Origin of the sequence: Confluentibacter citreus (assembly GCF_002807055.1) — a bacterium.
GTDB lineage: Bacteria > Bacteroidota > Bacteroidia > Flavobacteriales > Flavobacteriaceae > Confluentibacter > Confluentibacter citreus.
Genome location: NZ_NIXN01000001.1, coordinates 774,027 through 785,400, shown reverse-complemented (window position 1 = coordinate 785,400; position 11,374 = coordinate 774,027). Strand labels below are relative to the sequence as shown.

14 protein-coding genes are annotated in these 11,374 nt (G+C 32.7%); 5 read left to right on the top strand and 9 right to left on the bottom strand.

Translation table 11 applies throughout. The annotated features are described in order from the left end of the window. Positions 1–82: 82 nt before the first annotated feature. Together CDH49_RS03435 and CDH49_RS03430 are read right to left on the bottom strand one after the other, a co-directional pair. The gene (locus tag CDH49_RS03435) at positions 83–1,063 is read right to left on the bottom strand and encodes a ribonucleotide-diphosphate reductase subunit beta (protein WP_100613945.1); all 981 of its coding nucleotides are present in this window, start codon (positions 1,061–1,063) and stop codon (positions 83–85) included. Between the two features lie 304 nt (positions 1,064–1,367). Beyond that, positions 1,368–1,934: a DUF3109 family protein gene (locus CDH49_RS03430; RefSeq protein ID WP_100613943.1), complete on the bottom strand. Its 567-nt coding sequence runs from the start codon at positions 1,932–1,934 to the stop codon at positions 1,368–1,370. A gap of 108 nt (positions 1,935–2,042) precedes the next feature. Between CDH49_RS03430 and CDH49_RS03425 the strand changes: the two genes are divergently transcribed. Together CDH49_RS03425 and CDH49_RS03420 are read left to right on the top strand one after the other, a co-directional pair. Continuing rightward, entirely contained in the window at positions 2,043–2,630 is a 588-nt protein-coding gene (locus CDH49_RS03425; protein WP_100613941.1) for a MarC family protein, read from the top strand. 20 nt (positions 2,631–2,650) lie between these two features. Beyond that, complete coding sequence (locus tag CDH49_RS03420) at positions 2,651–2,854, top strand: hypothetical protein (protein ID WP_100613939.1); 204 nt, start codon at positions 2,651–2,653, stop codon at positions 2,852–2,854. 64 nt (positions 2,855–2,918) lie between these two features. Here CDH49_RS03420 and CDH49_RS03415 read toward each other — a convergent pair whose 3' ends face one another. The 3 genes from CDH49_RS03415 to CDH49_RS03405 form a co-directional block, all read right to left on the bottom strand. Further along, positions 2,919–4,508 carry a S41 family peptidase gene (locus CDH49_RS03415; RefSeq protein ID WP_100613937.1) on the bottom strand — a complete coding sequence of 530 codons (1,590 nt, stop codon included), beginning with the start codon at positions 4,506–4,508 and terminating at the stop codon, positions 2,919–2,921. After that, positions 4,508–4,939, bottom strand: a complete 432-nt coding sequence (locus CDH49_RS03410; protein WP_100613936.1) for a deoxycytidylate deaminase — start codon at positions 4,937–4,939, stop codon at positions 4,508–4,510. The genes CDH49_RS03415 and CDH49_RS03410 overlap by 1 nt, the downstream gene beginning before the upstream one ends. Before the next feature lie 115 nt (positions 4,940–5,054). Further along, positions 5,055–5,645 (bottom strand): HupE/UreJ family protein, encoded by a 591-nt coding sequence (locus tag CDH49_RS03405; RefSeq protein ID WP_100613934.1) that lies wholly within the window; start codon positions 5,643–5,645, stop codon positions 5,055–5,057. Positions 5,646–5,750: 105 nt separating this feature from the next. On the opposite strand from CDH49_RS03405, the gene CDH49_RS03400 reads away from it, so the two are divergent. Continuing rightward, positions 5,751–6,275: a hypothetical protein gene (locus CDH49_RS03400; protein WP_100613933.1), complete on the top strand. Its 525-nt coding sequence runs from the start codon at positions 5,751–5,753 to the stop codon at positions 6,273–6,275. 69 nt (positions 6,276–6,344) lie between these two features. Here the strand turns inward: CDH49_RS03400 and CDH49_RS03395 are convergent, their stop codons facing one another. After that, entirely contained in the window at positions 6,345–7,055 is a 711-nt protein-coding gene (locus CDH49_RS03395; RefSeq protein ID WP_100613932.1) for a tetratricopeptide repeat protein, read from the bottom strand. 276 nt (positions 7,056–7,331) lie between these two features. Here CDH49_RS03395 and CDH49_RS03390 point away from each other — a divergent pair, with 276 nt between their 5' ends. Then, on the top strand, positions 7,332–7,799 hold the full coding sequence (locus CDH49_RS03390) for a CBS domain-containing protein (protein WP_100613930.1): 468 nt from the start codon (positions 7,332–7,334) through the stop codon (positions 7,797–7,799). Positions 7,800–7,803: 4 nt separating this feature from the next. Here the strand turns inward: CDH49_RS03390 and CDH49_RS03385 are convergent, their stop codons facing one another. After that, positions 7,804–8,154: a hypothetical protein gene (locus CDH49_RS03385; RefSeq protein ID WP_100613929.1), complete on the bottom strand. Its 351-nt coding sequence runs from the start codon at positions 8,152–8,154 to the stop codon at positions 7,804–7,806. Positions 8,155–8,334: 180 nt separating this feature from the next. Here CDH49_RS03385 and CDH49_RS03380 point away from each other — a divergent pair, with 180 nt between their 5' ends. After that, the gene (locus CDH49_RS03380; protein ID WP_100613927.1) at positions 8,335–8,667 is read left to right on the top strand and encodes a single-stranded DNA-binding protein; all 333 of its coding nucleotides are present in this window, start codon (positions 8,335–8,337) and stop codon (positions 8,665–8,667) included. A gap of 33 nt (positions 8,668–8,700) precedes the next feature. Here CDH49_RS03380 and nadB read toward each other — a convergent pair whose 3' ends face one another. Next, the gene (gene nadB, locus CDH49_RS03375; protein WP_100613925.1) at positions 8,701–10,281 is read right to left on the bottom strand and encodes an L-aspartate oxidase; all 1,581 of its coding nucleotides are present in this window, start codon (positions 10,279–10,281) and stop codon (positions 8,701–8,703) included. Position 10,282: 1 nt separating this feature from the next. Next, complete coding sequence (gene nadA, locus CDH49_RS03370; RefSeq protein ID WP_100613923.1) at positions 10,283–11,209, bottom strand: quinolinate synthase NadA; 927 nt, start codon at positions 11,207–11,209, stop codon at positions 10,283–10,285. Between the last annotated feature and the right edge of the window lie 165 nt (positions 11,210–11,374).

Below are 11,374 nucleotides of genomic sequence, written 5' to 3'. Positions count from 1 at the left end.
TTAATTAATTTTCCATTGTTAATGGAAATATCATTCTAATTGAATTTTCAAAAAATTGAACTTTTGAAAATATAGAGTTCAATTAAAAATCGGCGTCAAAGGTAAACTTGTCTTTATCTTCTTCTTTATTAAGAACACCTGCTTTTTGATATTCAGACACTCGTTTTTCGAAAAAGTTAGTTTTCCCTTGTAATGAAATCATATCCATAAAATCAAAAGGATTGGTGGAGTTGTAAACTTTGTCACAACCAAATTCCCCTAATAATCTATCGGTTACAAATTCTAAATATTGCGTCATTAATTTAGCGTTCATACCTATTAAACTTACTGGAAGCGATTCGGTAATAAACATGCGCTCAATATCTAAGGCATTTGTTAATATTTCTGTAATACGTTCTTTCGAAACTTTATTTACTATATGGTTATTATGAAGATGCACAGCAAAATCGCAATGTAAACCTTCATCTCTGGAAATCAATTCGTTTGAAAATGTTAATCCTGGTAACAAACCTCGCTTTTTAAGCCAAAAAATAGAGCAAAAACTTCCTGAGAAAAAGATGCCTTCTACCGCTGCAAACGCAATTAAACGTTCCGCAAAACTTGGCGAATCTATCCATTTTAAAGCCCAGTCCGCTTTTTCTTTAATAGCTGGAAACACTTCAATGGCTTTAAACAATTCATCTTTTTCTTTATCATCCTTTACATAGGTATCAATCAACAATGAATATACTTCTGAGTGAATGTTTTCCATCATGATTTGAAAGCCATAAAAGAATTTCGCCTCTGTATATTGTACTTCAGACACAAAATTCTCTGCCAGATTTTCATTTACAATACCATCACTGGCTGCAAAAAAAGCTAACACATGTTTTATGAAATAACGCTCATCATCTGTTAGTTTGGTATTCCAATCTGATAGGTCTTGGTGCAAATCAATCTCTTCAGCTGTCCAAATACTGGCTTCTTGTTTTTTATACCATTCCCAGATATCATGATGTTTAATTGGAAAAATAACGAAACGATCTTTGTTTTCTTGTAAAATGGGTTCAATAGCCTGCGACATTCCTTTGTGTGTTTTTTGTGAAAATTTAATCGAAAATTAGTTCCGACTTGGGATTAACAAAGATTCAAAAAAGAGCGTTAAAATGAAAGGTATAGTTATAAACATTGTCAACAAGTTTTTAACAAATCTTTACACTAACACATAAAATGACGGTTATATCTCATAAAATTAAACTGTTGAATATCAGCAATTTAATTTTATAAAACTCTCTTAAGTACCATAAAATAAGGATTCTTAATTTTAACAAACCGCATTAAAATTTTATACAAAAATGTAACGCTGTTAAAATAATTTGGAAGTTTTTTTAAGCAAACTTTTTGGCGATATTCTCCAATTCCATATACCAGTCTTCACCAAATTTTCTAATGAGTGCTTGTTTTACAAATTTGTAAACGGGTACTTGAAGCTCTTTCCCAAGTGTACAAGCATCATCGCATATGTCCCATTTATGATAATTTACAGCCGAAAATTCTGTGTAATCTGTGACTCTAATGGGGTATAAATGACATGATACCGGTTTTTTCCAATTAATTTCTCCTTGGTTATAAGCTTCTTCAATAGCACAAAGCGCCACGTTCTTATCATCATAAATAACATAAGCACAATCTGCTCCATCAAGCAATGGTGTTTCAAAATCCCCATCCTCTGATATTATAAAAGTACCTTGGGCTTCAATAGCATCTATGCTTACCTGACGCAAAAATGGTTTCACTTTAGGGTAAATATCCTGTAAAATTTTAGTTTCTTCTGCTTCTAAAGGCGCGCCCGCATCGCCGTCAACACAACAAGCTCCTTTGCATGCCGATAAATTGCAAACAAAATCCTTTTTAATAATGTCTTCTGAAACGATTGTTTTCCCTAATTGGAACATAATTACGTGTGAAAATGAAGAGACAAAAATAGATAAACTTTAAATTTATTAAGCCCTAAGTTTTGTAATTATTATCGACCTTTACATCAAAATTTAAAATGAAGCATTATGCAACTTGTTTTTAGAGAAATATTTACTGCATTTATGGTTTTATTTGCGGTAGTGGATATTGTTGGCAATATTCCCATTGTGATAGATTTGCGAAAAAAAGTAGGCCACATAAATAGCAGAAAAGCATCCATTATATCTGGAGTCATTATGGTCGCTTTTTTATTTCTTGGAAAAAGCATTTTAAATCTTATTGGCATCGATGTCAACTCGTTTGCGGTTGCAGGTTCTTTTATTTTGTTTTTTATTGCTTTAGAAATGATTTTAGGCATTACCCTATATAAACAAGAAGAACACACGGCCGATACCGCTTCTGTATTTCCATTGGCATTTCCTTTAATTGCTGGCCCTGGAACCTTAACAACCTTATTGTCTTTAAGAGCTGAATTTAAAACGGAAAACATTATTGTCGCCATTATTTTAAACGTTATTGTTATTTTTATAGTTTTAAAAACATCCAAATCCATTGAAAGGTTTCTGGGTCAGAATGGCATCAACATAGTTAGAAAAGTGTTCGGAGTAGTTTTGTTGGCGATTGCCGTTAAACTATTTGCGCATAACGTTAAAGCTTTATTTGAAATCATATAAAAACAAAATATCATCTACATATGAAAATCATAACAATCGTCATCAGTTTACTTGCCTTTGTATTAATTGTTTTTAATTTTACTAAAGTAGATTTTAATGCCCCTCTTGAAGGCGAAAGCGTTACCGCTTTAATAACTATTCTGGCAGGAGTTTGCGCTATTTTTTTAATGCTTATATTAAGAATTTCTAAGCGTATTGAAGAAAAAGTGAAAGAACGACGTTAGTATTGACGCTTTAAAATAGTGAAAAATCGTGTTGATATTCCTGTATTTAAAGGAATATAGAAAGCTAATTTCCCTCACTCAACTTAATAACCTCTTCAATCATAATGTCTTTTTGATTGATGATTTCAGCAAAGGACCCTTCACCATAAAGTTGATCGGCCAGAGTAGCCTTAATATATTGTTTTACTTCTTCGTTGTAGGCCACAAACGTGATTTTTGAACCCGTCTTCACATTTAAGTACTCTTGGAATTTAAAAACCATATCGTCGGTGACTTCAAAATTTTCTATAAAGTCTTGTTTTGGCATGCCTTCGTAAGCCCTTCTATCTTTATCTAATATTTCAAAAGCAAAGTTTGCTATATATCCACGATGTTGTATATATGTTAAGGTTTCGTTTTGCATACTGTTATCAACAGGCACAAATACGTCTGGAATAATGCCGCCGCCGCCATAAACAATTTTTCCTCCAGGTGTCCTAAACTTTAAAGAGTCATGAACTTTTATTTTTTCTGGGTCAAGTAATTCACCGCTTTCCAACCTAGAAAAATAATCATCGTAATAATCTTTATGTCCTTTTTTATAAGGCCGTTGTATAGAACGTCCTGTTGGCGTATAATAACGTGAGACGGTTAAACGTACGGCACTACCATCACCCAAATCCATTTCTCTTTGTACGAGTCCTTTCCCATAGGAACGACGACCAACAATAGTTCCCTTATCATGATCTTGAAGCGCCCCTGCAACTATTTCGCTGGCCGAAGCTGAATTTTCATTTATAAGCACATACACTTTACCATTTTCAAAATCTCCTTTGTCTGTTGCATAACTTTTCTCGGTATTTCCACGTTTGTTTTTAGTAAATAAAATAAGTTTATCATCTTCTAAGAATTCATCAACCATTTGTTCTGCTATACCAAGAAATCCACCAGGATTATCCCTTAAATCAAGAGCGATTTCCGTAGCTCCATAAGCAATAAGTTTGTCTAATCCCATCTTGAATTCCCTGTAAGTCGTTTCAGCAAATCGATTTACTTTTATATACCCTAATTTTTCTGTCAGCATGTAAGCGGCATCAACACTTTTTATAGGGATGTTGGAGCGTTTAACAATGAAGTTTAAAAGCTTGGGTTCACCCTTTCTGTACACCTTAAGGTTTACTTTGGAATTGATTTCACCTTTGAGTTTCTCTAAAATTTCTCTATCCTGTAATCGCTTACCAGTTAAAGAGTCATTATTTGCCATAACGATTCTATCCCCTCCCTTTATACCCACTTTCTCACTTGGACCATTTTCTATAGGTCTAATAACCACAATAGTATCTTTATATGTATAAAAGCTGATGCCAATACCAACAAAATCTCCTTTCATATTTTCTGTAACGCGATCCATATCTTCTTTTGGAATATATACCGAATGCGGATCTAGATTACCTAAAATCCCATTAACCGTCACATCTACTATACTATCTGTATTTATATCATCTACATAATCGTAATCTATATAATCTATAAGTCTGTTAATTTTATCCTTCTTACTGTTCTTGGAAAATAACCTATCCGAAGAATCCATAAAATTTAGCTTTCCACCAATATAGATGCCTGCTGCAATGGCAACACCTAAAATAAGGGGCAAATATTTCTTTTGAAACTGCATTATGGGGTCAAATCTTCTATTAATTTAAGTTTTATTCCGGCTTTTTCTAAAAACCGCAAACCAGAATCATCTTTATAAGCTTGGTTATAAACAACTTTTACAATACCTGCTTGGTGTATAAGCTTACTACACTCTTTACAGGGCGACATAGTAATATATAGCGTCGCACCTTTACAAGATTGTGTTGAAGCTGCCACTTTTAAAATAGCGTTCGCTTCTGCATGTAACACATACCATTTGGTATATCCGTCTTCATCTTCACAAAAATTCTCAAACCCAGATGGTGTACCATTATAACCATCAGAAATTATCATGCGGTCTTTAACGATAAGTGCGCCGACTTGTCTGCGTTTGCAATATGATAACTTGCCCCATTCTTGCGCTATTCGTAGGTAAGCTTTATCGTATTTTAATTGTTTTGTTTCAGACATTAATGAAATTCAATTGCTCTATTAAAAAATGTATAACGAATATAAATGGTTGGTATTTTAATTACAATGCAAGTTCGTTAAAGTTTTACCAAAGTTAATTATGATTGGCTTCATTTTATACTAAATAATCACTTTTAAGTATCATCGGTATTACAAGACCAATAACCACAGCCGAAATGACCAAGACCCAATCGCGTTTAGAAAACCTAAACAATGTTTGAACCAAATAGCCCAAAAACAAAACGATAAACACAATAACGATTTGAGCAATTTCTATGCCTAAAGCAAATTCTAACAACAAAATCAATTTATTATCGGTATCTCCCAATAACATTTTAAATTCTCTTGCAAAACCTAAACCATGTATTAAACCAAAAAACAAAGCAGAAAGAAATAAAACCCCTACTTTTCCTTTTTGAGGACCTTTACCTGCCGTAAACACATTAAAAATGGCAACAATTAAAATCGTTATGGGAATTAAAAACTCCACTAATGAAGCTTTTACATAAACAATATTGTAAACTGCCAAAATCAAAGATAATGTATGCCCCAAAGTAAACATTGTAACTAACAAAAATACCCGTTTCCAATCTTTAAAAACATAGGGTACCGTAAGGACAATTAGAAATAAAACATGGTCGTAGGCGTTAATATCAAGAACATGATTGATACCATACTGAATGTTAAACCAGATATTTTCAAGCATTAATAAGATTTTAGGGATCGGTTCAAATATATACAATTATTTGAAATGATATAAAAAATAAACTATTGCCATATATTTGCGCAATAGGTTTTTAAAATATATGAAATGACTATAAAGTTTTTATGCGGTTGTATGTTATTAATTGGTGTGTCTTGCAAAAAGACAACCCCAACCAGCACCGAAAATATTGAAGATGTTACTAACAAGAGCCAAGCTATCACCGAAAAAGACATTTCTAAATTAAATTACATGGATTTTGCCATAGATGAAAGAGTTGAACCTATTATTGAATCTTGGCAAGAATTCAATCAATTAGAAACTATTATTGAAAACACAAAAAAAGGTGATTTATCTTATTTTAAAAGTGATGCTAAAAAAAACTTAAAAACCTTATTAAGTGATATTAGGCAAACCATTCCAGATACTATAAATACACCTGCTATTTTGGCCAGAATAACAGTATTAGAAACCAAGCTTTACAAAACAGAAAGTTTATCGAATCTTTCTACTACTAAAAAACAAGAATTATTAAACACTTTAAAAGAACTTTTGGTATCGTTTTCCAACTTAAGTTTTCAATTGAACAAGAAAATAGAAAATGATTCCCACATAATTGAAAAGCCTATTTAGTTATTCGTTGAAAATAAAAAAAGGAACTTTTCCATGATGGAAAAGCCCCTTTTTATTATTCGGCAAATATTAATTTCCTTGAACTGACTGTGCCTGCAATGCTTGTTTTTGCCTTAACAATTCATTTTTGGTTAACTGTGTTAAGTTAAAATTAGGTGATGCTTTTAAAGCGGCGTCCAAAATATCAACAGCAGCATCAATGTTACCTTTTTTGTCTTTATTATAAACCAACAAAGCATTCAAATACATAAACCCACTTTTTAATGCCACTTGATAAGGTGATTGTTGCTCATAATAGGTATGTTTCATATCATCTTTAGAATTCATCAATCCGTAGTTAATATGTTTTTCTGCTTCACTTAGTTTATTTAACTGTAAAGTAAGTTCTGCCAATTCGTAAGCTACCGATGGATTTGGTTCGCGTTTAAAAAGTTCCTCAAATTGAATAACTGCCAATTCTGGTTCATTAACAGATTTTAATGATATTGCTTTTACTTGAACGGCAATATCGGAATCGTCTACCTTTTTATCTACTCCAATAGTATTTAAAGCTTCTACATATTTACCTTCGGTCATGTAAATATAAGCCAATGTATCTGTTCTGGCTACAGATGGTGACAGGACATTTAAATGTGTCATCCCATTAATTATACCTTGTATATCACCTTGCGCTCTCATTTGCTTACTGTAAGCTTCAAAATGTTTTATTAATTCAGAATTGCTCTGCGCACCTAATTGAATTCCGCTAACTAATAAAACCAATAGTAATAATTGTTTCATTTTTATATGTTTAATTTATTTAACGGGCTAAATCTATAAAATTTTGAGATTTATTAGATTAAAACTTCCTTAATTCTTTCAAAAAACATGCTTCTATTAAAATAAATGTACTTATAACTATTATGCAATAAATTTTAAATATTTGAATGTATCATAAAGAATCCTGTTAATAATATGAGAATACAGAAAGTTTAGTGCTTTTTAAGCATTAAAAATATGATTATAGGAAAAATAGAAAAAATTTGCTACATTTAGTAATCTTAAAATTTTAACATTATGGGAATTAAAAGTTTTTTAGCCGCACGAAAAAATCAAAATAAGATGACCACCGAAGTCCCTCTTAAGGTTAGTGATTATATGAGCAAAAAACTCGTGACTTTTAAATCTGATGATACCATTGAAACCGTTATAGACTCCTTAATTAAGCATCGGATTTCTGGCGGACCCGTATTAAACAGCAAAAATGAGTTAATTGGCATCATATCTGAAGGGGATTGTATAAAACAACTTAGCGAAAGCAGGTATCATAACTTGCCTATGATTAACAATATTGTTGAAAAATGCATGGTAAAAAATGTAGAAACCATAGATGGTAATATGAATATTTTTGATGCTGCCAATAAGTTTTTGGAGTCTAAACGCCGGCGTTTCCCTATTCTTGAAGATGGCAAATTGGTTGGTCAAATAAGCCAAAAAGATATCCTTAAAGCTGCTCTAGCTTTAAAGGGTCACGACTGGAAATAACAGATTAGCTTTCTCGTTTTACCAAAGCAAAATAATCCCCTTCAATAGGCAAGTATCCTTGGTCGTACACAAAGTAATATATAGTTCCTGCTTTTGTGGTGTAAATACTTGTGAAGTAATTAAAATCGAAACCCTTTTCTATAAGTTTTGCCCTAGAAATAGTGGTTTTTTTATCTGGATTAACCTCTTCTAAAATGCGATGGTTTTTTCGTAACCAGTTATTTGTGTTACGAATAAGGTTTTTATTATCCTTATTGACATTGTTATTATAGGCATTTCTACAGCCATCGCTACAGAATTTTTTATCAATTCTACCCACAATGGTATCACCACATTCTAAACATTGTTTTGCCATAATTGCCTATTTTTTAATGCAATATATAAAAATATTATCCATTTACAAACGACTACAAACATTTACAAACGATTTTAAATATTTATCAACCGAATAACATTTGAAGGCAGTTGCATCTTTGCCCTGTCGAAACATAAGAACTCGATAGTATTAACTGTTTAACATTAAAAATTTAAAATTATGAGCGCAATTAAAAACAAAGTACAGTTGATTGGTAACTTAGGAAATGATCCAGAAATCATCAATTTAGAATCAGGAAAAATGCTTGCTAAATTCACCATAGCAACCAACGAAAGTTATAAAAACAATAAGGGTGAAAGAGTAACGGATACCCAATGGCACAATGTAGTAGCTTGGGGGAAAACGGCTGAAATCATTGAAAAATACGTAACAAAAGGTAAAGAAGTTGCTATTGAAGGAAAACTAACCTCTAGAAGCTACGAAACCAAAGAAGGCGAAAAACGTTATATAACAGAAGTTGTTTGTAGTGAATTACTAATGTTGGGAAAATAAATAGGCAATCTATTATTTTAATGAGACTGAAGCTTATCTTTTTGCTTCAGTCTCATTTTCTTTTACATTATCTAGCTTATAAAAACCCCCTTTATTTTCTTTTCTGGCAATAGATTGATTAATAATCAAATGCGCCACGTTCATCATGTTTCTTAATTCACATAGTGAGGTGGACACTTTGGCTTGTTTATAAAACTCTTCAACCTCAGCAAACATTAAATCCAAATGTTTAATCGCTTTTGTTAATCGACTATCACTTCTCACAATACCAACATAATCACGCATTAAAGCTTGTAGTTGCTTTAAATTATATTGAATAATAACATGCTCTCTTGGTACACTTGTTCCTTCATCATTCCACTCTGGAATTTCTAAATCCAAAGTTTCATAAGTATGCTCCGAATGATATTTAAAAATATTATGGGCATAAACCAAAGCTTCCAATAATGAATTTGAGGCTAATCTATTGGCACCATGCAAACCGGTTCTAGTACATTCGCCACAAGCAAATAAATTATTAATAGATGTTTTGCCATCCATATCTACATCTATCCCACCACACAAATAATGTGACGCAGGTACCACTGGAATCCAATCGGTTTCAACATCAATATGGTTTTGTTTGCACTTTTTATAAATATTCGGAAAATGCTTTTTAAATTCTTCAATATCTAAATGGGTACAATCTAAAAATACATTAGTATCTCCGGTTTTCTTCAATTCACTATCGATGCTTTGCGATACAATATCTCGGGAAGCCAACTCTCCACGTTCATCATAATCAAGCATGAACCTGTGACCATTTTTGTTTCTTAGGTAAGCTCCCATGCCTCTTACTGCTTCGGAAATTAAAAAAGACGATTGGTCGCCTCTGGCATCATAAAGTGCCGTTGGATGGAATTGGATAAATTCCATATCAGAAATCTTTGCCTTCGCTCTGTAAGCCATAGCTATGCCATCTCCCGTGGCTATGACAGGATTGGTAGTATGCCCATACACTTTGCCTATACCACCTGCCGCCAATAGTGTACTGTCTGCTTTAATGGTGAATATCGTACCTTTTTTTTGGTCAAAAACATAAGCACCGTAGCAAGTGTTCTCTTTAGCTTGGGAATCAGTAATATGATGCTTGGTTATTAAATCTATGGCAAAATGATGTGACCATAATGTCACATTTTTTAGCCCATGCACTTTTTTAAGTAATGCCCGTTCTATTTCGTAACCAGTAATATCTTTATGGTGAACGATTCTATATTCTGAATGTCCGCCTTCTTTACCTAAATTAAAATCGCCACTGGCATCGGTGTCAAAATTGGCACCCCAAAGTAATAGCTCTTCAAGTCGTTTGGGGCCTTCCTTTACAACCATTTTTACAACTTCTTCATCGCAAAGCCCATCACCAGCAATCAGTGTATCTTGAACGTGTTTATTAAAGGAGTCTTTATCATCCAAAACAATAGCAACGCCTCCTTGAGCATATTTTGTATTAGACTCATCTTCATTGGCTTTAGTAATGATAATAATCTTTCTGTTAGGAAATTGTTCAGCAATTTTAACAGCAAATGTTAGTCCGGCAATACCAGACCCAATAACCAAATAGTTTGTTGAAATCATATTATTTGGATAGTTCTAACATACGTTCAATTGGTACTAACGCTTTTATTCTGATATGTTCTGGCACTTCAATTTGCGGACTTTCATTAAGCAAACAATTGTAAAGTTTTTGAAGGGTGTTCATTTTCATGAAATGACATTCGCTGCACGCGCAGGTATTGTCTTCAACAGCTGGCGCAGGTAATAAGTCTGTTTCTGGCATTTCTTGCTGCATTTTATGTAAAATTCCTGCTTCGGTAGCTACAATAAATTTATCCTTTGGATGTGTTTTTACATAATTTATCATGCCTGAGGTAGAACCAATATAAGTAGCCGTATTTAAAATATGTTCTTCAGATTCTGGGTGCGCAATAATTTTATAATCTGGATATTTTTTGTGTAATTCTATAAGCTTATCAATTGAAAAGGCTTCATGCACGATACAACTGCCATCCCAAAGTAACATATCTCGCCCCGTTTTTTTTATGATATATCTACCAAGATTTTTATCAGGCGCAAAAATAATTGGTGTGTCTTTTGGAATGGATTCTACAATTTTAACGGCATTGGAAGACGTACAAACAATATCGCTCAATGCTTTAATTTCTGCCGAACAGTTTACATAGGTAATAACCACATGGTCTGGATGTGCTTTTGTGAATTTCTCGAACAAATCTGGCGGACAAGAATCTGCCAACGAGCAACCCGCTTTTAAATCTGGTAGTACGACGGTTTTTGTTGGGTTTAATATTTTGGCAGTTTCTGCCATAAAATGTACCCCTGCAAACACAATAATGTCGGCATCAGTCTCAGCAGCTTTTTGGGACAAGCCTAAACTATCGCCCACATAATCTGCAATATCCTGTATTTCGGCAACTTGATAATAATGTGCCAAAATAACAGCGTTTTTTTCTTTCTTTAATCTTTTTATTTCTTTTACTAAATCCATTTCAACCAGAATTTTTTACAAATAAATAAGCAAAACTTATGCCAACATAAATTTGTTATTAATTACAAATATCTTAATTAAAATTTTATTGAAATGAGATTATCATAAAAAATACCATGTAATATAAAACGATGGTGTTTTATAAAGAAAAAGGAGTTAATTATA

Bases quoted from the DNA above. Each gene is read 5' to 3' on its own strand.
- CDH49_RS03435 (WP_100613945.1), bottom strand. From the start codon at position 1,063: ATGTCGCAGGCTATTGAACCCATTTTACAAGAAAACAAAGATCGTTTC.
- CDH49_RS03430 (WP_100613943.1), bottom strand. From the start codon at position 1,934: ATGTTCCAATTAGGGAAAACAATCGTTTCAGAAGACATTATTAAAAAG.
- CDH49_RS03425 (WP_100613941.1), top strand. From the start codon at position 2,043: ATGCAACTTGTTTTTAGAGAAATATTTACTGCATTTATGGTTTTATTT.
- CDH49_RS03420 (WP_100613939.1), top strand. From the start codon at position 2,651: ATGAAAATCATAACAATCGTCATCAGTTTACTTGCCTTTGTATTAATT.
- CDH49_RS03415 (WP_100613937.1), bottom strand. From the start codon at position 4,508: ATGCAGTTTCAAAAGAAATATTTGCCCCTTATTTTAGGTGTTGCCATT.
- CDH49_RS03410 (WP_100613936.1), bottom strand. From the start codon at position 4,939: ATGTCTGAAACAAAACAATTAAAATACGATAAAGCTTACCTACGAATA.
- CDH49_RS03405 (WP_100613934.1), bottom strand. From the start codon at position 5,645: ATGCTTGAAAATATCTGGTTTAACATTCAGTATGGTATCAATCATGTT.
- CDH49_RS03400 (WP_100613933.1), top strand. From the start codon at position 5,751: ATGACTATAAAGTTTTTATGCGGTTGTATGTTATTAATTGGTGTGTCT.
- CDH49_RS03395 (WP_100613932.1), bottom strand. From the start codon at position 7,055: ATGAAACAATTATTACTATTGGTTTTATTAGTTAGCGGAATTCAATTA.
- CDH49_RS03390 (WP_100613930.1), top strand. From the start codon at position 7,332: ATGGGAATTAAAAGTTTTTTAGCCGCACGAAAAAATCAAAATAAGATG.
- CDH49_RS03385 (WP_100613929.1), bottom strand. From the start codon at position 8,154: ATGGCAAAACAATGTTTAGAATGTGGTGATACCATTGTGGGTAGAATT.
- CDH49_RS03380 (WP_100613927.1), top strand. From the start codon at position 8,335: ATGAGCGCAATTAAAAACAAAGTACAGTTGATTGGTAACTTAGGAAAT.
- nadB (WP_100613925.1), bottom strand. From the start codon at position 10,281: ATGATTTCAACAAACTATTTGGTTATTGGGTCTGGTATTGCCGGACTA.
- nadA (WP_100613923.1), bottom strand. From the start codon at position 11,209: ATGGATTTAGTAAAAGAAATAAAAAGATTAAAGAAAGAAAAAAACGCT.